The sequence below is a fragment of the Streptomyces sp. NPDC025806 genome (assembly GCF_055558275.1).
Genome location: NZ_JBVHMU010000002.1, coordinates 195,083 through 215,270 on the forward strand (window position 1 = coordinate 195,083; position 20,188 = coordinate 215,270).

Here is a 20,188-nt window from a genome sequence, read left to right on the forward strand (position 1 = left end):
GGCCCCCGTCGGCGGAACGTCCGACCGGGGCCGCCGGGCCGGGGGTCAGGAGCGGCCCTCCCCGTACGCCTCCGCGATCTCCTCCGAACTCGCCCAGCGGCTGTACGTCGGCTGCTGCGGCCAGCCCTCGGGGGAGTCCTGCCAGACCTCCTGGCGCCCGTAGGGGAGCACGTCGGCGAGGGCGAAGAGATGGCTCAGCTGCTCGACGCCGCGGCCGCCCGTGTGCCACGTGCGGTAGACCTTGTCGCCGTCGCGCAGGAAGACGTTGACCGCGAAGCCCCCGTTCGGCGGCGCGCCGACATCGCTGCCGAACGGGCTGTTCGCGGTCGAGTACCAGGGCATCTTGTTGCCCACCTTGCGCCGGTAGGCGAGGGCCTCCTCGATCGGGCCCTGGGTGACGACGACGAACCGCGCGTCGAACTTCTCCAGGCCGAGCTGGCGCGTGAACTGGGACGTGAAGCCGGTGCAGCCGCTGCACTGCCACTCCGCGCCCTCGTGCCACATGTGGGAGTACACGATGAGCTGGGAGTGGTCGCCGAAGATCTCGGCGAGCCGCACCGGACCGTCCTCGCCCTCCAGGACGTAGCTCGGCATCTCCACCATCGGCAGCCGGCGGCGCTGCGCGGCGATGGCGTCGAGTTCGCGGGTGGCGGCCTTCTCCCGCACCCGCAGCGCCGCCAGTTCCTTCTCCCAGGTGGCGGCGTCGACTACGGGCGGCAGGGCGTTCGAGCTGGTGGACATGGTGCCTCCGTACAAGGTCGTGCGACCGAAAGGTGTGGCCTGTCTGCGAGTACGGACCGTCCGGCGGCCCGGAACTCATCGGTCCGCCACCCACCGGATCCGTGCGGTCGCGCCACGTGCCAGGCTGTGCGGTCGACGACCCGTCCCGTACGGCACCGCGCCCCGCACCGCAGGAGAGATCCCGATGTCCACGCCCCATCCGCTCCTCGCCCACCTCACCGACGCCGCCGACGGGCGCTTCCCGCCCTGCGACGGGTCCGTGACGGTGCTGCCGCCGCTGGCCGGGGGTCTGGAGTGCTCCGTGGCGTTCACCGGGCACGCCGTCGTCGCGACGGCGCTGCCCGAGGCCGAGGTGCTCGCCGAGGGTCCGGACGCCTTCGGCGGATCCATGGCGGCGCACTTCCTGCACCGGCTCGCCGGGCCCGGCGGCTGGACCGGCTGCGTGGACGCGATCCTCGTGGCCCGGGGGACGGGCGGACCCGCGCGCCTGCCCGAGGTCACCTCGCAGGAGGCGATGGACCACCCCCGCGTCCGGTACGCGCGCGAGATCCGCTCCGGCGTCACCGTCCACGGCGACGAGCGCGGCCTGGTCATCCTGGCCGACGGCCTCGCCGGACGCCGCGAACTGAGCATCGAACTGCATACGTCGGAGCAGACCGGCAAGGGCGTCGGGCGGGCGCTCATCGAGGACGCGCTGAGCCTCGTCGAGGCCGGCGCGCCGCTGTTCGCCGCCGTGTCCCCGGGCAACGCCCGCTCCCTGCGCGCCTTCCTGTCCTGCGGGTTCGTCCCCATCGGCAGCGAGGTGATCGTGCGGCCGAACCGGGGGTGACGGGCGGGTGCGTTCAGGGTCGGGTCGCGTCGCGTCGGATGGGCGTCCGCTGCCCGTTCGCGCCTCGGAGCCTTCGGGGGGAACAGCGTGAACGCCGCGCAGCCGCCCGCGCTGTCGGCGATGGAGCTGGTGGCGCACCCCGGCACGCCACGGATCACTCCGGCTCGGGCTGTGGGCGGCCGAACTGGCGGGTTCTGTCCCGCAGTTCGGTCGCCGTGGCGGCCACCGCCGCGACCGCGCCCAAGCAGAGCAGGCCGCCGCTGACCAGCGCCGCCGAGCCCGAGAACGTGTGGGCGACGAGGCCGCCGCGCAGATTGCCGAGGTCCGGCCCGGCCTGCCCGACGACCTGCTCGGCGGCCCCGACCCGGCCCAGGAGTTCGCGCGGGGTGTGCGTCTGCAGGACGGTGCCGCGCGAGACGACGCTGAGGGTGTCGGCGGCCCCCGCCACGGCCAGACACGCGAGCCCCGCCCACGGCTCGGACACCACGCCGAACACGGTCAACGACGAGCCCCAGACCGCGGATCCGGCCAGCATCACCAGCCCGGGACGCGGCAGCCGCGTGAACGTCCCCGAGAAGACGGAGGCGGCCACCCCGCCGACGGCGATCGCCGTCAGGAACAGGCCGAGGGTGCCCGGATCGCCCCCGAAACGCTCGGAGTTGACCAGCGGGAAGAGGCTGACCGGCATCGACAGGACCGTCGTCGCGAGGTCGGTGAGCAGCGCCCCGCGCACGGCGGGCGTCCGCGCCATGAAGGCGAGCCCGTCCGCCACGCCCCGCAGCCCCGGACGCGCGACCACGTCCCCCGGGCTCATGCGCGGCAGCCCGCGCGCGCCGAGCCACGCCGCGACGAACGTGGCGGCGTCGATCGCGTAGCACGCCCCGACACCCCACGCGCCCACGATCAGTCCGCCCAGCGCCGGGCCGAGCAGCATCGCGCCCTGGAACGAGATCCGGCGCAGGGCCAGCCCCGCGGCCACCTGATGCGCGGGCAGCAGGTGCGGCACGAAGGCACGCGAGGCCGGGCCGCCGCCGGTCGCGCAGCAGGACTGCAGCGCGACGAGGACCAGCACCCCGGCGACGGGCGCCGGACCGAGAAACCCCTGCACGGCGAGCAGCACGGCGAAGACCGTCTGCCCCGCCGTCGTGACCAGATAGACGAGTCGCCGGTCCACCCGGTCGACCAGCGATCCGGCGAACAGGCCGAGCGCGATGAGGGGCACCGCCTGGGCGAGCCCCACGGCCCCCGTCCACACCGTGCTCCCGGTCGAGCTCCACACCTGGAACATGACCGCGACCAGCGTCATCTGGCCGCCCAGCCCCGACAGGCTCTGACCGATCCACAGGCGCCGGAACGGCGCCGAAGTGCGCAGCGGCGACACGTCGATCAGCGAGCGACCCAGTCCCCGGCGGCCTCGTCCCGTGCCGGTCAGTCCCATGCCGGGTCCTCCTCGAGCTTCGCGACGATCCGGTCGTGGAAGCTGGTGCGGGCGAGCGCCGCCTCGATGTCCGTGACGACCCGCGACAGCGGATAGGGCAGCTCCGCCTCCAGCTCCGCGAGTGCGGCCTCGGTCGCCCGCCACTCCGCGGCGAGCCGCGCCACGACCTCGTGCGCCCGCTCGGTGAGCTCCACCTTCCGGGTGCGGGCGTCGTCGCCGACGACGGTGCGCACCCATCCGGCCTTGCGCATCGCCGCGACCTTCTGGCTCAGCGCCGAGTGGGTGCGCTCCACGGAGTCGGCCAGCTCGGCGATGGTCATGGGGCCGCGTGCGTGCAGCCGCAGCAGCTCCATGACCCAGGTCGGCTTGAGCCCCTCGATGCGCCGGTCGGCGTAGACGCGGCCGATGTCGGCGTCCATGGACGCCTGTAGCTGCCACAGGGGCCGCCACAGGCTCTGCTCGGTCGGGTCGTCGGGGAGATCCGGCTGGGGTGTCTGTGCGCGCGAGTCGGCCATGCCCGGCATCGTAACAGCACTTATATAAGTGCTGTCAGGTATCGGGCGGGGCGGATTTTCCGGGGTTCCGTGGGCCGCTCAGCCCAGCAGCTTGAGCAGTTCGATGGCGACCGGCTCGGCGGAGGCCGGGTTCTGGCCCGTGACGAGCCGGCCGTCGATGACCACCTTCGCCGCCCACGGCTCGCCCTCCTGCACGTTCACTCCGGCCTCGGTGAGTCGGTCCTGGAGCAGCCACTTGGCCTGGGCCGCGAGCCCCGCCTGCTCCTCCTCCGTGTTCGTGAACGCGGTGACCAGATGCCCCGCGAAGGCGTTCGTACCGTCCTCCCGGGTCGCCGCGAGCAGGGCCGCCGGTCCGTGGCAGACCACGCCGAGCGGCTTGCCGGAGTCCAGGGCGCGGGTGAGCAGCCGCCCGGAGTCCGCGTCGACGGCCAGATCCTCCATCGGTCCGTGGCCGCCGGGGTAGAACACGGCGCCGTAGTCGGCGAGGTCCACGTCCGTCAGGGCGATCGGGTGCCGGAGCTCGGTCATCGAATCGAGGGTGGCGGACACCCGGTCGGCGTTCTCCTGCCCGTCGTTGAACTCCGGCGCCAGGCTGCCCCGGTCGACCGGCGGCACGACCCCGCCCGGCGTGGCGACGACGATCTCGTGCCCGGCCGCCTTGAACGCCTCGTACGGCGCGACGGCCTCCTCCGCCCAGAAGCCCGTGGGGTGCTGCGTGCCGTCGGCCAGGGTCCAGTGGTCGGCGCCGGTCATCACGAAAAGGATCTTCGACATGGGTGCTCTTCTCCGAGGAGGCGATGTGCCTTCGACGGTAGGCCCGGAGGCTGTCGCCCACCAATGGCGGCGCGGGCGGCCGGAGTGCGAGGCGACCCGGAGGGGGGTAGGGGACTAGAGGAGTAATCAATTAGTTGAGTAAGGTGTGGGGTCATGACCACGTACCTGCGCTTCGTCGCGATCGGCGACTCCCAGACGGAAGGGCTCGGGGACGGCGACGAGACCTCCGGCTACCGGGGCTGGGCCGACCGGCTCGCCGAACAGCTGGCGCACGCCGAACCGGAGTTCACCTACGCCAACCTCGCCGTGCGCGGCCTGCAGGCGGCCCGGATCCGGGCCGGGCAGCTCGGCCCGGCCCTCGCGCTGCGGCCCGACCTCGTCTCGGTGATGGCCGGCATGAACGACGTGGTCCGGCCGGGATTCCGGCCCGAGCCGGTCGCGGCGGAGGTCGAGGCCATGTTCGCGGAGCTCACGGACGCGGGCGCGCACGTCCTCACGTTCACGTTCCCGGACCTCACCCGTCTGACGCCGGCGCTCTCGGCGCTGCGCCCGCGCCTGACCGACTTCAACGGGCGCCTTCGCGAGGCCGCAGCGCGGCACGGCGTCACCGTCGTCGACGCGTCCGGGTCTCCCGTCGCCGTCGACCCGCGGATGTGGAGCGCCGACCGGCTGCACGCCTCCCCGGCCGGTCACGCGCGGATCGCCCGCGCCGCGGCGGAGGCGCTCGGGCTGCCGGGCAGCGACGCGTCCTGGCGGGACCCGCTGCCACCGATGCCGCCGTTGCCGGCCTGGCGCCGCACCGCCCTGGATCTCGCCTGGGCGGGCTCCTTCCTCGGGCCCTGGGCCTGGCGCCGCGTCACCGGACGCTCCTCCGGCGACGGCCGCCACCCCAAGCGCCCCGAGCCCGCACCGGTCCGCGCGGTGCCGGCGCGGGGGTGACGGGCCCGGGGCGCCGTCGGTTCAGGCGCTCCGCCATCAGGGGACCAGGACGAGACGGCCCGGCAGGCCGCCCTGCGCCAGACGCGTGTGCGCCTCGGCGACCTCGTCGAGCGGATACGTGCGGGCGACGCGCGGCAGGAGCACGCCCTCGTCGGTGAGCCGGGCCAGCTCGGCCAGGAGCGGGCCGTCGGCCTCGACGCTGAGCGCCTGTACGGTCACGCCCCGCTCGGACGCGGGCTCCTGCCCGGGCCACAGCCCCATGTACGCCCCGCCGTCACGGACCGCCTTCAGCGCGTCGGTGCCGAGCCCCGCCGCGTCGAGGACGCCGTCGAAGCCGCCGTCGGCGGGACGCGCGCCGCGCGGCAGGAAGTGCGCGGCGCCGCGCGAGCGCAGGAAGCCCTCCGCGTGGTCCGGGCCGAGCGCCGTGACCTCCAGGCCGCGGTGCGCGGCCAGCTCCACCGCGTGCGCGCCGACGCCGCCGCCCGCGCCCGTGATCAGCAGCCGCTGCCCCGGCCGCAGACCCAGCCGGTCCAGCGACTGGGCGGCGGTGAGCGCGTTGAGGGGCAGGGTCGCCGCGTGCGTGGCGTCCACGCTCGCGGGCGCCGCCGCGACGGCCCCGGCGTCGAGCACCACGTGCTCCGCATGCGTGCCCAGTGCCTTGTGGTGGCCCGTGAACAGGGCGAACACCGGGTCGCCGACCGCGAAGGGCGCGCCCTCACCGACGGCCCCGACCGTCCCCGCCACGTCCCAGCCCAGGCCCGTCAGGCCGCCCCGGGCGCCGAAGACGCCGGCGCGGGTGGCCGCGTCCACCGGGTTCAGCGCGGCGGCGGCCACCTCGATCCGTACCTGGCCGGGGCCCGGTGCGGGCACCGCGGTCTCGACGATCTCGACGGCTTCCGGTCCGCCGAAACGGGACACGACTGCGGCACGCATGGTCACGGGGTCTCCTCCTGTGGCTGTGGGGATCGCTCAGCGGAGTGCGCGCAGGCCCGGATCCGTCCGGTGCAGCGCCTCTGATCAGGTCTCATACCGCTGGTGCGTAACCCCATGGTGCGTCAGTATGGAAGGGCGCACAAAAGGCACACGCGTGTGCGGAACGACGACCAGGAAGAACGATGACCAGGAAGGAAGAGCACGTCATGGAGGACCGGCAGCCCGCGCGACCCGCCGCACCCTCGGGGCCGTGCGCCGCGTGGCCCGCCGAGAAGGGCGAGACGATCCGGCAGATCGTCGAGCGCGCCGGCGACAAGTGGACCGTGCTCGTGGTGAGCGCGCTGCACGCGGGCCCGCTGCGCTACACGGACCTGCAGCGCTCCGTCCCCGGCATCTCGCAGCGCATGCTGACGCACACCCTGCGCCAGCTCCGCCGCGACGGCCTGGTCACCAGGACCGCCTACGCGGAGGTGCCGCCCCGCGTCGAGTACGAACTGACCCCGCTCGGCGCCTCCCTCATCGCCGCCGTCACGGCGCTCATCGACTGGGCGGGCACCCACCACGACGAGATCCACGCGCACCGCGCCCACTTCGACGAAGCCCCGCCCACCTCCTGACACACCGTCAAGGATCCGGGGGAGGGGCGCCGTCGAACGGTCCTGACCTGCTGCGATATCGTCCACCCGCCCCGTGCGTTCCCCCACGATCTGTACCGCGGGCCCCCCACGATCGAGAGGCAGGACATGAAGGATCAGGCACGCGGGCGCGGCGCGGGATGGTGGATCGCCTTCGGGGCGATCGCCTTCGGAGGGCTCTTCCTGGTCATCGGGCTGGTCATGGGCGGTGTCTCTCTCTCGTACGTGACGTCGGCCGAGCAGGCCCGGGGCACGGTGGTCTCCCTGGAGTGGAGCGGCGGCAGCAGCGGCTACTCCGGCAAGAGTCGCTCCAGCAGTGGCCCCACGGCGCACCCGGTGGTCGAGTTCACCACGCGCGAAGGCCGGGCGACCACGTTCCGCAGCTCGATGGGCTCGAACCCGCCCGCCTACGACCTGGGGGAGCGGGTCGACGTGCTGTACCGCGCCGACTCGCCCGAGGACGCGAAGATCGACGGGTTCGTCTCGCTGTGGCTGCTGCCCCTCATCTTCACCGGAGTCGGCCTGCTCATCGGCGGGATCGCGACGACGGTGGCCGTGGTCGTCCGGCGCAACCGTCGCGCCGCCTGACCCGGCGTCACCCCCCGTGCGCCCGGCGCTCGTCGCCCGCGCTCAGCGCTTCCTGAGCCGCGTGTTCAGCCGGGCGGCCTGCCGGGTCAGATAGTCGCGCTCGGCGAGGTTCGACGCGGTGTGGGCCGCCTCCGCGTACAGACGTGCAGCCGTGATCGGGTCGCCCTCCCGCTCGTGCAGATACGCCGCCACGGCGGTGTACCGGGGCAGGGCGGGGTCGAGTTCGGCGAGCGCGGCCAGGCCCGCGCGCGGGCCGTCCGCCTCGCCCACCGCGACCGCGCGGTTGAGGCGGGCGACCGGGCTGTCGGTCAGCCGCACCAGTTCGTCGTACCACTCGACGATCTGCACCCAGTCCGTCTCCTCCGCCTTCTGCGCGTCCGCGTGCAGCGCCGCGACGGCCGCCTGGGCCTGGAACTCGCCGAGCCGGTCGCGGGCCAGCGCCGACTGCAGGATCGCGATGCCCTCGGCGATCGCCGTCGTGTCCCAGCGGGTGCGGTCCTGCTCGGCGAGCGGGACCAGCGCGCCGTCCGGAGCGATGCGGGCGGCGCGCCGCGCGTGGTGCAGCAGCATCAGCGCCAGCAGCCCCGACACCTCCGGGTGGTCGACCACCGCCGCGAGCTGCCGGGTGAGCCGGATCGCCTCGGCGGCGAGGTCGACGTCGCCCGAGTACCCCTCGTTGAAGACCAGATACAGAACGCGCAGCACGGTGCCCACGTCCCCGGGCCGGTCCAGGCGTTCCTTCGACACCGTCCGCTTGGCGCGGCTGATGCGCTGCGCCATGGTCGCCTCGGGCACCAGATAGGCCTCGCCGATCTGGCGGGTCGTGAGGCCGCCGACGGCGCGCAGGGTGAGCGCCACCGCCGACGCCGGCGTCAGCGACGGGTGCGCGCACAGGAAGTACAGCTGGAGCGTGTCGTCCGTGCCCGGGGCCGGGCCCGGCGGCGGCTCCTCCTCCACCCGGTCCTCACGCCGGCGCCGCGCCGCCTCGGACCGCGTCGCGTCGAGGAACTTCCGCCAGGCCACCGTGACCAGCCAGCCCTTCGGATCGCGCGGCGGGTCCGCGGGCCACACGCGCAGCGCCTCGACCAGCGCGTCCTGCACGGCGTCCTCGGCCGCCGCGAAGTCGGCTCCGCGGCGGACGAGGACCCCGAGGACCTCGGGGGTGAGGCTGCGCAGCAGGCGCTCGTCCATGGAGGACGTCACCCGTGGCACGCGTCGGCGTCGGGCGTGGTGGTCAGGAACGGGCGCACCTCCAGCCACTCGTGGATCGGCTTGCCACCGGCGCCCGGCGCGGCCGACAGCTCCCCGGCCAGCTCGACGGCGCGCTCGTAGCTGTCCACGTCGATGACCATCCAGCCGGCGATGAGGTCCTTCGTCTCCGCGAAGGGACCGTCGGTCACCGGCGGCCGGCCCTCGCCGTCGTACCGGACCCAGGCGCCCTCCGGCGCGAGCGCCTGCCCGTCGACGAACTCCCCGGTCTTCTCCAGCCGGTCCGCGAAGTCCCGCATGAACTGGATGTGCGCCGAGATCTCCTCCGGCGTCCACTGGTCCATGCAGATGTCGTTGAGCGGGGCCGGGGCGCCGCGGTAGTGCTTCAGAAGCAGGTACTTGGCCATGGTCTTCTCCTCGGTTCCGGTGCGGCCATTGTGGCCGCCTGCACCCCTGGGACGGAGCAGCCCACGGCATCTCGACATCACCGGCGAACTTTTCTCAGAGATTTTTCTCCGGCCCCGGAAGGGGGCCCCGCCGCCGGGCCGCGTCGGCGTCGAGCCGGGCCAGCCGGCGGGCCAGCGTGGCCCGCTCCGGCTCGTTGCCGACGAGCCGGAGCGCCGCGCGGTACGCGTCGGCGGCCTCGGCCGTGCGGCCCGTCCGCCGCAGCAGGTCGGCGCGGGCCGCGGGCAGCAGGTGGTAGCCGCGCAGCGCCTCGGGCTCGCCGAGGGCGTCGAGCGCGGCGAGGCCCGCCGCCGGACCGTCGCGCAGGCCCACGGCGACGGCCCGGTTCAGCGCGATCAGCGGTGACGGGTCGAGGCGCAGCAGCACGTCGTACAGGGCCACGATCTGCGGCCAGTCGGTGGACGCGAAGTCCGGCGCCTCGTCGTGCAGCGCCGCGACGGCCGCCTGCACCGCGTACGGCCCCACGCCCGGTCCGGTCAGCGCCGGGACGAGGAGCCGCTGCCCCTCGGTGACGAGATCGCGGTCCCAGAGCGTACGGTCCTGGTCCTCCAGCATGATCTGGGTGCCCGCGTCGTCGGTCCTGGCCGCGCGCCGGGCGTCCGTCAGGAGCAGCAGCGCGAGCAGCCCGGCGACCTCGCGCTCGCCGGGCAGCAGCCGGTGCAGGACGCGGGCCAGCCGGATCGCCTCGTCGGCGAGGTCCGGCCGCAGCAGGTCCTCGCCCGCGCTGGCCGCGTACCCCTCCGTGAAGACGAGGTACACGACCCGCAGCACGTGCGGCAGCCGCGCGGGCAGTTCGTCGGGCCCGGGCACCCGGAACGGGATGCGCGCGGTACGGATCTTGCGTTTCGCCCGCACGATCCGCTGCGCCATCGTCGCCGTCGGCACCAGGAACGCCCGCGCCACCTCCGGCGTGGTCAGGCCCGCGAGGAAGCGCAGGGTCAGGGCCGCCTGCGCCTCCGGGACCAGGGCCGGGTGGCAGCAGGTGAAGAACAGGTGGAGCCGCTCGTCGGGGATGTCGTCGAACCCGGCCGCGGCCGGAACCGCGGGCGCGGCCCGCTCGCTCTCCACCTGGAGTGCGGCGAGCCGCTCCGCGTACGCCCGGTCGCGGCGGATCCGGTCGACGGCCTTGCGCCGGGCCGTCGTCAGGAGCCAGGCCGACGGTCGGTCGGGCACGCCGTCCTCGGGCCACCGGCGCAGTGCCGCCTCGATGGCCTCGGACGCGGCCTCCTCGGCCAGGTCGAGGTCCCCGGTGCGGGCGGCGAGCAGCGCGATCAGCCGGCCGCGGTCCTCGCGGAACACCGTCTCGACGGCCCGCGCCGCCGGTTCCCGTGCCGTCACCGGTCCCGCTCCCCGGTCGGCGCGGTCATGCGAAGTCCGGCTCCCACACCGTGCGGACCTGCACGGTGCCGAAGCGGGCGCCGGGGCAGCGGGCGGCCCAGTCGAGCGCGGCGTCGAGGTCCGGGACGTCGATCAGGTAGTAGCCCCCGACCATCTCCCGGGTCTCGGCGAACGGCCCGTCGGTGACGACCCGCTCACCGTCCCCGCGGACGTGCACGGTGGTGGCGTCCGTCAGCTCCAGCGCGTTCCCGTCGAGCTTCACCCCGGCGTCGGTGACCGCCTTGTCGAAGGCCATGAACTCCTCGACGGTGGGGCCCTCGGCCGGCAGCTCCTCGGTGGAGTCCGGGGCCGGGGTGTTGATCAGCAGCAGGTACTTCATGGGGTGCTCCTCGTGCGATCGGGACGATGTGGAGGGTGCGTCCGTCGTGCACCCTGCCCCCTACTGACGAACGGCCCTCGCGGGAATCGACACCCCGCGCAGAAATTTTTTCGGGAGCGTCTTCCCGACCGTGTCTACGGCTTCGGCTCGGTCGCGATCTGGACGAGGTTGCCGCAGGTGTCGTCGAGGACGGCCATGGTGATCGGGCCCATCTCCAGCGGCTCCTGCGTGAAGTGCACGCCGAGGGCCCGCAGCCGCTCGTACTCCGCGTGGACGTCGTCGACGGCGAACTGGACGAGCGGGATGCCGTCCTTCACCAGGGCGTCGCGGTACGGCTTCACGGCCGGGTGGCCGGCGGGCTCCAGGAGCAGCTCGGTGCCGCCCGGCTCCTCGGGGGAGACGACGGTCAGCCACCGGTCCGTCTCGCCCACGGGCACGTCGTGCTTCTTCACGAAACCGAGGACCTGCGTGTAGAAGTGCTCGGCCTTGGCCTGGTCGTCGACGAACACGCTGGTCAGGTGGATCTTCATGAGGTGCTCTCTTCCGAGGTGGTCGGTACGGGCCACCGCTCGGCGATCTGCCGCAGCGGCGCCGTGTCGAGGTCGTGGTACTTGTAGCGGCCCTCCCGCCGCGTCCTGACGAGCCCGGCGGACTCCAGCACCGCCAGGTGCTGGGAGACCGCCTGCCGCGAGAGGCCGAGCCCGTGCTTCATGCTCAGCCGCGCGCATATCTCGAACAGGGTCTGCCCCGACCGCTCGGTGAGCTCGTCGAGGATCGTGCGCCGGGTGGAGTCGGCGAGGGCTTTGAACAGGTCGTCGGCCACGCGCCCAGCATAGGCAAGCATTCACTTGCCTATCAACCGGGGAGGCTGCGCCGGCCGGGTTAAGGTGCCGCCGGAAAGGGGAGCGGATGCTGCGGGAACTGGGTTTGAGCCGGGACGAGGAAGCGGTCTACACCGCGCTGCTGACACGGCCGGTCGCCTCGGTCGCCGACCTCGTGCGCCGGACGGTGCTGTCCGGGCCCGAGGTGGAACGGGTCCTCGGCGATCTCGCGGTGCGCGGACTGGTGGCGGTGGAGTCCGCGGGGGCGCTCCCGGCGGACGGCGCGGCAGGGGACCGGCCCGCGGACCGGTACCGCCTGACCCCGCCCTCCGTGGCGCTCGCCCCGGTGCTCGTCGAGCAGCGCAACGCGCTCCAGCGGGCCGAGACCGCCTTCTCGATGCTGACCGAGCAGTACCGCAGCGCCGCGGCGCATCCGGCGGGCGGAGTGGTCGAGGTGGTCGTCGGCGTGGAACAAGTGGCCCACCGGTTCCACCAGTTGCAGCGGGGCGCCCAGCGCGAACTGCTCACCTTCCTCGTCGGCGAGGCCACCGCCGTGCAGCGTGCGGACGCGGACGTGTCGGAGTCCTTCGCCCTGGAGCGCGGTGTCAGCTTCCGGGCCGTGGCCGCCCAGGACTACCTCGACGGGGAAGGCGTCCTGCGGGACGTGCACGCCGGTATCGCGGCCGGGCTCCGGCTCCGCCTCGCCGACACCCTGCCCCTGAAGATGCTCGTGTCCGACGGCGAACGGGCCATGGTGCCCCTGGACATGGCCGACTCCGGCGGCGAGCCCAGCGCCATCGTCGTCCACCGCAGCGGACTCCTCGGCGCACTCGTCCATCTCTTCGAGCGCGAGTGGGAGAAGGCGCGCCCGCTGTACGCCGGCGCCGGTGGCGTACGGGTGGAGGACGCCGCTCCGGACGTTCCCGCCGAGGGCGAACTCGCGGTCCTGGCCCTCCTGTTGGCGGGTGTGTCCGACCGCAGGGCGGCCGCGCAGCTCGGTGTCTCGGTACGCACGGTGGAGCGCCGCACCCGCCGCCTGATGGACCTCGCCGGAGCCGACTCCCGTCTCCAGCTCGGCTGGTACGCCGCCCGCACCGGCTGGCTCTGATCCGTACGCGCCCACCGACGCCGAGCCGGCCGTCCGACGGCGCCCCGTGTCGGGATGCCGACATGGGGCGGAACCGCCACGTCCGGCACCTCCGCACCCTCCCGGATCTCTGCCACGCTGCAGCCGCACGATGGCGTGTTCACGACTTCGAGTCGTTCGAGTAGGGAGATCCATGCGTCCCCACAGACGTGCAGTTCTGGGCGCGGCGACCGTCGTCGCCCTCGCCCTCACCGGCCTGGCGACACCCGCCGCGACGGCCGGGCCTCCGGACGGGTCACCGGGGACCCGGCCGCTCCTCGGCTCCGCGGACGCCGCGGCCGAGGGCGGCCGGCAGTCGACCGTCACCCTCGTCACCGGTGACCGGGTGGTCGTCGTCACGGACGGCGCCGGCCGCAGCAGCGCGAGCGTGCTGCCCCGGGAGGACGGCACCCGGCCCACGGTCCAGACGTACCAGCGGGGCAAGGACCTCTACGTCTACCCCGAGGACGCCGCGGCGGCGATCGCCGACGGCAGGGTCGACGAGCAACTGTTCAACGTCACCGGCCTCGTACGCCAGGGCTACGACGACGCGCACAGCAAGACGCTGCCGCTCATCGCCACCTACAAGAACGGCGTGGACGTCGCGGCGCAGGCGGCCGTGCCGCGTGGCGCCGACCGGGTCCTCGACCTCCCCGCCGTGGACGGGGCCGCGCTCGCCGCCGACAAGAAGGACACCGCCGCGTTCTGGGCGGACGTCGCAAACCCCCGCTCCCGCTCCGGCGCCGGGCTGAAGAAGCTCTGGCTCGACGGCAAGGTCGAGGCCACCCTCGACCGCTCCACCGCACAGGTCCGCGCACCGCAGGCCTGGGCCGAGGGCCTCGACGGCAAGGGCACCAAGGTCGCCGTCCTCGACACCGGCGTCGACGCCGGACACCCCGACCTCGCCGGCCGCGTCACGGCCGAGAAGAACTTCACCGACTCCGCGTCCACCGACGACAAGGTGGGCCACGGCACCCACACCGCCTCCACCGTCGGCGGGTCCGGCGCCGCGAGCGACGGACGCAAGAAGGGGGTCGCCCCGGGTGCCTCGCTGCTCGTCGGCAAGGTCCTGAACGACGGCGGCTCGGGACTGGACTCCTGGGTCATCGCCGGCATGCAGTGGGCCGTCGACCAGAAGGCCGACGTCGTCTCCATGAGCCTCGGCAACCCCACCGCCCGCGACTGCACCGACCCCGTCGCACAGGCCACCGCCGCCCTGGCGGACAGCGACCGCACCCTCTTCGTCGTCGCCGCGGGCAACGACGGACCCGGTGCCGAGACCGTGTCCTCGCCGGGCTGCGTCCCCGACGTCCTCACCGTCGGCGCCGTCGACCGCGACGACACCACCGCCCCCTTCTCCAGCCGGGGCCCCGCCGCCCGCACCCACGTGCTCAAGCCGGAGATCGCCGCCCCCGGCGTCGGCATATCGGCCGCGAGCGCCGGCGGTCGCGGCGTGTACGCCTACCGCACGATGTCCGGCACCTCCATGGCCACCCCGCACGTCGCGGGCGCCGCGGCCGTCGTGCGGCAGGCCCACCCGGACTGGACCGCGCAGCGCGTCAAGGCGGCCCTGGTCTCCTCCGCGCGGACCGGCGGCGAGATCGCCGACGCCTTCGAGACAGGCGCCGGTGTGCTGGACGTCGCCGCCGCCACCCACCAGAAGGTCCTCTCCGCGCCGGCCGTGCAGGGCGGCACCTACGCGTGGCCGCAGAGCGCCGCGGACCGCACGACCGTGCGGGTCCCCTTCACGAACACCACGGGCAAGGACGTCACCCTCGACCTGTCGGTCGACGGCGTGCGCGGCAACGACGGCAGCGCCGTCCGCACGGGCGTCATCGAGACGGGCCCGGGCAAGGTCACCGTCCCCGCCGGGGAGAGCGCCGAGGTGCCGGTGCGCATCGACCCCACCGCCCACCTGGCGGACCGTCAGTACGGCGCGGTCACCGGCCGGATCCTGGCCACGGGCGACGGCGTCCACGTCTCCGTACCCGTCGCCGTGTACGTCGAGCCGAAGACCGTCACCCTGCGCGTCAAGCTCGTCGACCGCGACGGGAAGCCGGCCGCCGGCACCTCCTCCCTCGACGTCGTCAGCATCGACACCGACCGGGGCGAACGCCGCACCAACGGTGGGGCCACCGACCAGACGTTCCGCGTCCGCCCGGGCGACTACGCCCTCAGCACGTTCGTGAGCACCTACGGAGCCGACAGGAAGACGGCGTCCGTCAGCTACCTCGCCCGGCCGCAGGCGCACATCACCGACGACACCACCGTCGTCCTCGACGCCCGCGAGGCCCACCGGCTGAGCCTGCGCACCCAGCGCCCCTCGAAGATCAGCACCACCACGCTCAGCTACGCCCGCTCGTGGGACGACATCTGGCAGGTGTCGGCCTCCCTCCTGGCCGACGGCTCCGTGCGGGACTTCTTCGCGGACATCGACGGCCGCGCCCGCGACGGCGCCTTCGAGTTCCGTCCCACCTGGCGTGCCACCGGCACCGAGGACGGCGCCCCGTACGTCTACAACGTGTCGTTCCCGATCGAGGGACCGCTGCGCTCCGACCGTGAACTGCGGCCCCTGGACGTCAAGTTGGCCCGCGTCACCGAGAACTGGCACGCCATGGGCAAGGAGGCCGACTACCTGGACGCGCTGTTCCTGCGGCGTCCGGACAGCGCCGGCTACATCCCGGTCAGCCCCTTCGGCCTGGTCCACGTGCCCGCGACCCGCACCGCGTACTACACGACGGGCGACGAGCTCTGGTTCCACGGCGCCATGACCAGCTTCCCGTTCGCCGCGTTCATGAGCGACCGGGAGCGCACCTACCGCCCGGGGCAGCACCGCACCGAGGAGTGGTACGGCGGCCCGCTGCGCCCGGCCGCTCCCCGCGACGCGGACGGCAAGCCGATGCTGACCGCCGAACGCCAGGGCGCATGGATGGGCTTCCAGACCGCGCTGTGGCTGGACGGCTCGGGCGACCACTGGTCCTACGGCGGCTCGTTCGGCGACCTCGGCAACCTGGAGCTGAAGCGGAACGGCGAGCGGATCGCCACCAGCGCCTACCCGTACGACGCGTTCAAGGTGCCGGACGGCGACGCCGCGTACGAGCTCACCCAGCGGCTGGAGAAGATCGACACCTCGGACCGGAACTGGCTGCGTTCCACCGCCGTCACCACCACCTGGGGCTTCCGCTCCCACCGTGAGGACGACGTCTACTCCCGGGGCCTGCCGATGCTCTTCCCGTCCTACGACCTGCCGGCCGACGGGATGAACACGCTGCCCGCGCAGGACGGCATCGAGGTCGGCCTCTCGGCGGAGGGCCACGCCGGGTACACCCCGGCCGCGCTCACCCGTGCCGCCCTCGCGTACTCCTACGACGGCGGCGCCACCTGGACGGACGCACCGGTCCGGCAGCACGACGGCCGGTGGACGGCCGAGCTCGACCACACCGGCGCCTCCGGCAGGCAGGTCATGCTCAAGGTGAGCCTGACCGACGCCGACGGGGCCACCGTCACCCAGACCGTCACCCGCGCCTACGACGTGCGCTGACGGACCGTCGGGGAGTCCGGGCGGGCCGCCCTCTACCCTGGGCCGATGCCCGGACTCCCCGACGCCCTCGCCGTCCGTACGGCCTCGGCCTCCGCCTGCGAGATCGCCGAGGCCGTCCGCCGCGGCGACGTGTCGGCCCGCGCCGTCACGGAGGCGGCCCTGCAACGCGTCGCCCTGCGCGACCGGTTCCGCGCCTTCACCGCCCTGCTGCCCGCCACCGCCCGGGAGCGCGCGGCCGAGGTGGACCGGAGGATCGCGGCGGGGGAGCGGTTGCCGCTGGCCGGAGTGCCCCTCGCCGTCAAGGCCACCGAAGGGCTGACCTCGGGCCAGACACGGCTGCTCCTGGCGGCCGGCTGCGTCCCGGTCGGCACGACCTCCACCCCCGGGCCCGGCACCGAGTGGCGGACCTGGGGCGACACCCCGCGCGGCCCCACCCTCAACCCGTTCGACCCGCACCGCAGCCCGGGCGGTTCCTCGGCCGGGTCGGCGGTGGCGGTGGCGGCGGGACTGGTGCCGATCGCCACCGGCAGCGACGGCGCCGGGTCCGTGCGGATCCCCGCCGCCTGGTGCGGAGTCGTCGGCCTCAAGCCCACGAACGGCCGGGTGCCCGCCCGGGACCGCGCCGGGCTCAACATCGCGGGCCCGCTCGCCCGCACGGCCGCCGACGCCGCCGCGTACCTCGACGCACTCGCCGGCACCGCGACCCTTCCGGAGCTCGCCCCGTCCCACCGCCCCCTGCGCACGATCTGGTCCCCGACCCTGGGCTTCGCCGCCACGGACGGGACGGTCGCCGCCACGGCCGAAGCCCTGCTGCACGCGCTGACCGCGTCCGGGGCGCTGGAATCCGTCGACGCCCCGGTCCTGCTCACCGACCCCGCCGACTGCTGGCGCGGCCTGCGCGGCCACGACCCGGAGCGCGTCACCCGGGCCCGCCGGGAGGCGGCCGAGCTCACCGATCAGGTCGACGCCCTCTTCACGCACACCCCCGCCGACCTGATCGCCACCCCGACCACCCCGAACCCGCCGCACGGGCACGACGGCCCCGGACCCACGCTGAGCGTCGCTCTGACCTGGACGTTCAACATCACCGGTCACCCGGCCGTCAGCCTCCCGGCCGGCCACACCCCGCAGGGCGCACCGGTCGGCCTCCACCTCGTCGCCCCGCGCGGCAGGGAGGCGGACCTCCTGGCTGTGGCCCGCGCCCGCGAACTCCTGGCCGGCCGGGGTGATGCGGGCTAGCGCCGCTACGGGGCCAGGGTGCGCAGCACGCAGAACTCGTTGCCCTCGGGGTCCGTCATGACCACCCAACTCCGGTCCGGGCCCTGGCCGACGTCCGCCTTCGCGGCGCCGAGCGTGAGCAGCCGGGCCACCTCGTCCTCGGTGCCGCGGTCGATCGGGCTGACGTCGAGGTGCAGCCGGTTCTTCTGTACGGCCTTGCCCTCGGGCACCCGGATGAACACCACGGTCGGCGGCATCTGACGTGCCCGGACCTCCTCCGCGGTCGGTACCCAGGAACCGATCTCGACCAGGTCCTCCCGCTGCTCCAGCACCTTGAAGTCCAGCACCTCGCACCAGAAGGCCGCGAGCCTCTCGGGGTCGTGGCAGTCGACGACCAACTCGGTGAACCTGCTTGTCATGACGCTCCCCGGTAGACGGACGAACTCCGAGTATGGACCACGTCGTCGAGGCCGTCGCCGTCCTGCTCCGGATCTAGAGGTCCGAGGCGGCAGCCTCCCGGACACCCTCCAAGAAGCCCCGGATCGCGTCCAGTTGGTGGTCGTCGTACGCCGCCAGCAGTTCCGTCGTCCGCGCGATCAGGGGGCCGAAGTGGGCCTCGCCGAGCGCGATCGCCCGCTCGTCCACGACGATCGTCACCTTGCGGCGGTCCCGCTCGCCGCGCTCCCGGCGCACCTGTCCGGCCCGCTCCAGCCGGTCGACCAGCGCCGTCGTCCCGGCCGAGTGGAGACCGAGCGCCGCACCCAGGGAGCCGGCCGTGGTCTCCTCGCCCGCGCGGGCCGCGTCCATGAGGGCGATCAGAGCCCGCACATCGGTCGGGTGCATGCCGTTCTCGCGGGCGAACCGGGCGCTGTGCAGGCCCAGTTCGACCACCGTCGCGCGCAGCAGGTGGACCATCTCCCGCTCGGACCCGGTGGGCGTCGACTCGGACACGGGCGTCTCCTCCGGCTAGTATCTCGTTCGGCAACTATCTCGCCGAACGAGACAATAGCCCGGCGAGGCACCACTTCGGCGAGGTGGCAGCCCGAAAAGGTATCGGCTCGACCGCAGATCAGGGGGTTGTTCCACCATGAGCCCACGCGCAGCCGTCCGCGACACACCCGACCCGCACACCTACGACCCGGCCGCCTTCCGTGCCGCCTACGAGCGGGTGCTCGCCAAGTGGCCCGCCCCACACACCTCCGTCACCGCCCCCACCCCCTTCGGCGTCACACACGTGAACACGTGCGGCCCCGCCGACGGTCCCCCCGTCCTCCTGCTCCCCGGCGGCGGAGGCGCGACCTCCGTCCCCTGGTACGCGCAGGCCGCCGCGCTCTCCCGTACGCACCGCGTGCACGCCGTCGACCTGATCGGCGCCCCGGGCCGCAGCTTGCCCGACCCCGGACGCCGTCCCCGCACGCTGGACGACCTCATGACCTGGCTGGCGTCGGTCCTCGACGGCCTGGGCCTCGGAGGCCGGGACGTGGACCTGATCGGTCATTCCTACGGCGCCTGGATCGCGCTGCACCACGCGCTCCGCGCCCCCGCCCGCACGCGCCGCCTGGTCCTGCTCGACCCGACCCGGTGCTTCGCCGGCTTCCGCCCCGCCTACCTCCTGCGCGCTCTGCCCATGCTCCTGCGCCCGGCGCCCCGCCGCGTCCGTACCTTCCTGGAATGGGAGAGCGCGGGCACCGACGCCCTGGACCCCGACTGCCTGGCACTCCAGGAGGCCGCCGCCCGATTCCCCGCCGCGCGCCCCGCGACCGGCCCGCGCCCCGCCCCCGACGCCCTGCGCGCCTGCACGGCCCCGACCCTGATCCTTCTCGCCGGAGCCGGCCAGGTCCACGACGCCCGGGAAGTGGCCTCGAAGGTGCGGGAGTTGATGCCGGCGGCGACCACGGAAGTGCTCCCGGGCATCACCCATCACGCCATGCCGCCCGCACTGTCGGCCGAGGCGAACCACCTGATCGCCGGGTTTCTCGGCTGACATGATCCGGTGCCCGATGAAAAGGTGAGCCGTCGAGCGATGAGTTTTCCGGCGGCCCCTGGTCGTAGGAGTGACACACCGAGACCGCGGAGCCGCCGGGCACCCGCGAGACCCAGACAAGATCGAGGACCTTCAGATGCGCACGCTGATCAGCACCGCTTTCGTCTCCCTGGACGGCGTCGTGGAGGCGCCCGGCGGCGAGGCCGGGTACCGCAACGCCGGATGGACCTTCAAGGACATCGAGTTCGTCCCGGAGGCCTACGAGATCAAGGGGCGGGAGCAGAAGGAGGCCTCGGCCATGCTGTTCGGCCGGGCGAGCTACGAGGCGTTCAGCCCGGTGTGGCCGGCCATGGAGGAGTTCGCCGACTACAAGCCGCTGCCGAAGTACGTCGTCTCCACCACGCTCACCGAGGACGCCCTCGTGCCGGACTGGGGCGACACGACCATCCTGCGCTCCCTCGACGAGGTCGCCGCCCTGAAGCAGACCGACGGCGGGCCGATCATCATGCACGGCAGCGCCGCCCTGAACCGCGCGATGTCCGACGCCGGGCTGATCGACCGCTACCACCTGCTCGTGTTCCCGCTGCTGCTCGGCGCCGGCAAGCGCCTGTTCAGCGACACCGACAAGGACGCCCAGAAGCTGAAGCTCGTCGAGCACGGGGCGTACTCCAACGGGATCCAGCTGAACGTCTTCGACGTCGTGCGCTGACCCCCT

General features: G+C 73.8%; 22 protein-coding genes. 9 read left to right on the plus strand and 13 right to left on the minus strand.

Annotated elements, in window-relative coordinates:
* Positions 1-45: 45 nt before the first annotated feature.
* Positions 46-741 carry a DUF899 family protein gene (locus ACZ4E1_RS04475; protein ID WP_467535736.1) on the minus strand — a complete coding sequence of 232 codons (696 nt, stop codon included), beginning with the start codon at positions 739-741 and terminating at the stop codon, positions 46-48.
* A 184-nt stretch (positions 742-925) separates the two neighbouring features.
* Here ACZ4E1_RS04475 and ACZ4E1_RS04480 point away from each other — a divergent pair, with 184 nt between their 5' ends.
* Complete coding sequence (locus ACZ4E1_RS04480; RefSeq protein ID WP_467535737.1) at positions 926-1,570, plus strand: GNAT family N-acetyltransferase; 645 nt, start codon at positions 926-928, stop codon at positions 1,568-1,570.
* A gap of 154 nt (positions 1,571-1,724) precedes the next feature.
* Here ACZ4E1_RS04480 and ACZ4E1_RS04485 read toward each other — a convergent pair whose 3' ends face one another.
* The 3 genes from ACZ4E1_RS04485 to ACZ4E1_RS04495 all read right to left on the minus strand — a co-directional run bounded on the left by ACZ4E1_RS04485 (position 1,725) and on the right by ACZ4E1_RS04495 (position 4,297).
* A complete protein-coding gene (locus tag ACZ4E1_RS04485; protein ID WP_467535739.1) occupies positions 1,725-3,008 on the minus strand; it encodes an MFS transporter in 1,284 nt (427 codons plus the stop codon).
* Positions 2,999-3,523 carry a MarR family winged helix-turn-helix transcriptional regulator gene (locus ACZ4E1_RS04490; protein WP_467535741.1) on the minus strand — a complete coding sequence of 175 codons (525 nt, stop codon included), beginning with the start codon at positions 3,521-3,523 and terminating at the stop codon, positions 2,999-3,001. The genes ACZ4E1_RS04485 and ACZ4E1_RS04490 overlap by 10 nt, the downstream gene beginning before the upstream one ends.
* Before the next feature lie 78 nt (positions 3,524-3,601).
* Complete coding sequence (locus ACZ4E1_RS04495; protein ID WP_467535743.1) at positions 3,602-4,297, minus strand: type 1 glutamine amidotransferase domain-containing protein; 696 nt, start codon at positions 4,295-4,297, stop codon at positions 3,602-3,604.
* Positions 4,298-4,450: 153 nt separating this feature from the next.
* On the opposite strand from ACZ4E1_RS04495, the gene ACZ4E1_RS04500 reads away from it, so the two are divergent.
* Positions 4,451-5,236, plus strand: a complete 786-nt coding sequence (locus ACZ4E1_RS04500; protein ID WP_467535745.1) for an SGNH/GDSL hydrolase family protein — start codon at positions 4,451-4,453, stop codon at positions 5,234-5,236.
* A 36-nt stretch (positions 5,237-5,272) separates the two neighbouring features.
* Here ACZ4E1_RS04500 and ACZ4E1_RS04505 read toward each other — a convergent pair whose 3' ends face one another.
* A complete protein-coding gene (locus tag ACZ4E1_RS04505) occupies positions 5,273-6,169 on the minus strand; it encodes an NADP-dependent oxidoreductase (protein WP_467535747.1) in 897 nt (298 codons plus the stop codon).
* Between the two features lie 182 nt (positions 6,170-6,351).
* Between ACZ4E1_RS04505 and ACZ4E1_RS04510 the strand changes: the two genes are divergently transcribed.
* A complete protein-coding gene (locus ACZ4E1_RS04510) occupies positions 6,352-6,786 on the plus strand; it encodes a winged helix-turn-helix transcriptional regulator (RefSeq protein ID WP_467535749.1) in 435 nt (144 codons plus the stop codon).
* 126 nt (positions 6,787-6,912) lie between these two features.
* Positions 6,913-7,392: a DUF3592 domain-containing protein gene (locus ACZ4E1_RS04515; protein ID WP_467535751.1), complete on the plus strand. Its 480-nt coding sequence runs from the start codon at positions 6,913-6,915 to the stop codon at positions 7,390-7,392.
* Positions 7,393-7,434: 42 nt separating this feature from the next.
* On the opposite strand, the gene ACZ4E1_RS04520 is transcribed toward ACZ4E1_RS04515, so the two are convergent.
* The 6 genes from ACZ4E1_RS04520 to ACZ4E1_RS04545 all read right to left on the minus strand — a co-directional run bounded on the left by ACZ4E1_RS04520 (position 7,435) and on the right by ACZ4E1_RS04545 (position 11,606).
* A complete protein-coding gene (locus ACZ4E1_RS04520; protein WP_467535752.1) occupies positions 7,435-8,583 on the minus strand; it encodes an RNA polymerase sigma factor in 1,149 nt (382 codons plus the stop codon).
* 8 nt (positions 8,584-8,591) lie between these two features.
* Positions 8,592-9,008 carry a YciI family protein gene (locus tag ACZ4E1_RS04525; RefSeq protein WP_467535754.1) on the minus strand — a complete coding sequence of 139 codons (417 nt, stop codon included), beginning with the start codon at positions 9,006-9,008 and terminating at the stop codon, positions 8,592-8,594.
* Between the two features lie 94 nt (positions 9,009-9,102).
* Positions 9,103-10,404, minus strand: coding sequence for an RNA polymerase sigma factor (locus tag ACZ4E1_RS04530; protein ID WP_467535763.1), 1,302 nt, complete (start codon positions 10,402-10,404; stop codon positions 9,103-9,105).
* Between the two features lie 25 nt (positions 10,405-10,429).
* Positions 10,430-10,783 carry a YciI family protein gene (locus ACZ4E1_RS04535; protein WP_467535765.1) on the minus strand — a complete coding sequence of 118 codons (354 nt, stop codon included), beginning with the start codon at positions 10,781-10,783 and terminating at the stop codon, positions 10,430-10,432.
* 134 nt (positions 10,784-10,917) lie between these two features.
* Positions 10,918-11,313: a VOC family protein gene (locus tag ACZ4E1_RS04540; protein ID WP_467535767.1), complete on the minus strand. Its 396-nt coding sequence runs from the start codon at positions 11,311-11,313 to the stop codon at positions 10,918-10,920.
* Positions 11,310-11,606 carry an ArsR/SmtB family transcription factor gene (locus ACZ4E1_RS04545; protein ID WP_467535769.1) on the minus strand — a complete coding sequence of 99 codons (297 nt, stop codon included), beginning with the start codon at positions 11,604-11,606 and terminating at the stop codon, positions 11,310-11,312. Before ACZ4E1_RS04545 ends, ACZ4E1_RS04540 begins: the two co-directional genes overlap by 4 nt.
* Positions 11,607-11,692: 86 nt before the next feature.
* On the opposite strand from ACZ4E1_RS04545, the gene ACZ4E1_RS04550 reads away from it, so the two are divergent.
* The 3 genes from ACZ4E1_RS04550 (at position 11,693) to ACZ4E1_RS04560 (ending at position 17,510) form a co-directional block, all read left to right on the plus strand.
* Complete coding sequence (locus tag ACZ4E1_RS04550; protein ID WP_467535771.1) at positions 11,693-12,712, plus strand: TrmB family transcriptional regulator; 1,020 nt, start codon at positions 11,693-11,695, stop codon at positions 12,710-12,712.
* A 172-nt stretch (positions 12,713-12,884) separates the two neighbouring features.
* Entirely contained in the window at positions 12,885-16,271 is a 3,387-nt protein-coding gene (locus tag ACZ4E1_RS04555; RefSeq protein WP_467535773.1) for a S8 family serine peptidase, read from the plus strand.
* Between the two features lie 45 nt (positions 16,272-16,316).
* Complete coding sequence (locus ACZ4E1_RS04560) at positions 16,317-17,510, plus strand: amidase (RefSeq protein WP_467535774.1); 1,194 nt, start codon at positions 16,317-16,319, stop codon at positions 17,508-17,510.
* A gap of 5 nt (positions 17,511-17,515) precedes the next feature.
* Here the strand turns inward: ACZ4E1_RS04560 and ACZ4E1_RS04565 are convergent, their stop codons facing one another.
* Both ACZ4E1_RS04565 and ACZ4E1_RS04570 read right to left on the minus strand, forming a co-directional pair.
* On the minus strand, positions 17,516-17,908 hold the full coding sequence (locus ACZ4E1_RS04565; protein ID WP_467535776.1) for a VOC family protein: 393 nt from the start codon (positions 17,906-17,908) through the stop codon (positions 17,516-17,518).
* A gap of 73 nt (positions 17,909-17,981) precedes the next feature.
* Positions 17,982-18,404: a MarR family transcriptional regulator gene (locus ACZ4E1_RS04570; RefSeq protein WP_467536646.1), complete on the minus strand. Its 423-nt coding sequence runs from the start codon at positions 18,402-18,404 to the stop codon at positions 17,982-17,984.
* Positions 18,405-18,576: 172 nt separating this feature from the next.
* Between ACZ4E1_RS04570 and ACZ4E1_RS04575 the strand changes: the two genes are divergently transcribed.
* Entirely contained in the window at positions 18,577-19,473 is an 897-nt protein-coding gene (locus ACZ4E1_RS04575) for an alpha/beta fold hydrolase (protein WP_467535778.1), read from the plus strand.
* A gap of 136 nt (positions 19,474-19,609) precedes the next feature.
* Positions 19,610-20,182, plus strand: a complete 573-nt coding sequence (locus ACZ4E1_RS04580) for a dihydrofolate reductase family protein (protein WP_467535779.1) — start codon at positions 19,610-19,612, stop codon at positions 20,180-20,182.
* Positions 20,183-20,188: the final 6 nt, after the last annotated feature.

Excerpts from the sequence above, each read along its gene's own strand:
- ACZ4E1_RS04540 (WP_467535767.1), bottom strand. The coding sequence starts at position 11,313 with ATGAAGATCCACCTGACCAGCGTGTTCGTCGACGACCAGGCCAAGGCC.
- ACZ4E1_RS04480 (WP_467535737.1), top strand. The coding sequence starts at position 926 with ATGTCCACGCCCCATCCGCTCCTCGCCCACCTCACCGACGCCGCCGAC.
- ACZ4E1_RS04475 (WP_467535736.1), bottom strand. The coding sequence starts at position 741 with ATGTCCACCAGCTCGAACGCCCTGCCGCCCGTAGTCGACGCCGCCACC.
- ACZ4E1_RS04520 (WP_467535752.1), bottom strand. The coding sequence starts at position 8,583 with ATGGACGAGCGCCTGCTGCGCAGCCTCACCCCCGAGGTCCTCGGGGTC.
- ACZ4E1_RS04565 (WP_467535776.1), bottom strand. The coding sequence starts at position 17,908 with ATGACAAGCAGGTTCACCGAGTTGGTCGTCGACTGCCACGACCCCGAG.
- ACZ4E1_RS04500 (WP_467535745.1), top strand. The coding sequence starts at position 4,451 with ATGACCACGTACCTGCGCTTCGTCGCGATCGGCGACTCCCAGACGGAA.
- ACZ4E1_RS04490 (WP_467535741.1), bottom strand. The coding sequence starts at position 3,523 with ATGGCCGACTCGCGCGCACAGACACCCCAGCCGGATCTCCCCGACGAC.
- ACZ4E1_RS04505 (WP_467535747.1), bottom strand. The coding sequence starts at position 6,169 with ATGCGTGCCGCAGTCGTGTCCCGTTTCGGCGGACCGGAAGCCGTCGAG.
- ACZ4E1_RS04495 (WP_467535743.1), bottom strand. The coding sequence starts at position 4,297 with ATGTCGAAGATCCTTTTCGTGATGACCGGCGCCGACCACTGGACCCTG.
- ACZ4E1_RS04555 (WP_467535773.1), top strand. The coding sequence starts at position 12,885 with ATGCGTCCCCACAGACGTGCAGTTCTGGGCGCGGCGACCGTCGTCGCC.
- ACZ4E1_RS04515 (WP_467535751.1), top strand. The coding sequence starts at position 6,913 with ATGAAGGATCAGGCACGCGGGCGCGGCGCGGGATGGTGGATCGCCTTC.
- ACZ4E1_RS04570 (WP_467536646.1), bottom strand. The coding sequence starts at position 18,404 with ATGGTCCACCTGCTGCGCGCGACGGTGGTCGAACTGGGCCTGCACAGC.
- ACZ4E1_RS04485 (WP_467535739.1), bottom strand. The coding sequence starts at position 3,008 with ATGGGACTGACCGGCACGGGACGAGGCCGCCGGGGACTGGGTCGCTCG.
- ACZ4E1_RS04525 (WP_467535754.1), bottom strand. The coding sequence starts at position 9,008 with ATGGCCAAGTACCTGCTTCTGAAGCACTACCGCGGCGCCCCGGCCCCG.
- ACZ4E1_RS04510 (WP_467535749.1), top strand. The coding sequence starts at position 6,352 with ATGACCAGGAAGGAAGAGCACGTCATGGAGGACCGGCAGCCCGCGCGA.
- ACZ4E1_RS04580 (WP_467535779.1), top strand. The coding sequence starts at position 19,610 with ATGCGCACGCTGATCAGCACCGCTTTCGTCTCCCTGGACGGCGTCGTG.
- ACZ4E1_RS04535 (WP_467535765.1), bottom strand. The coding sequence starts at position 10,783 with ATGAAGTACCTGCTGCTGATCAACACCCCGGCCCCGGACTCCACCGAG.
- ACZ4E1_RS04550 (WP_467535771.1), top strand. The coding sequence starts at position 11,693 with ATGCTGCGGGAACTGGGTTTGAGCCGGGACGAGGAAGCGGTCTACACC.
- ACZ4E1_RS04575 (WP_467535778.1), top strand. The coding sequence starts at position 18,577 with ATGAGCCCACGCGCAGCCGTCCGCGACACACCCGACCCGCACACCTAC.
- ACZ4E1_RS04560 (WP_467535774.1), top strand. The coding sequence starts at position 16,317 with ATGCCCGGACTCCCCGACGCCCTCGCCGTCCGTACGGCCTCGGCCTCC.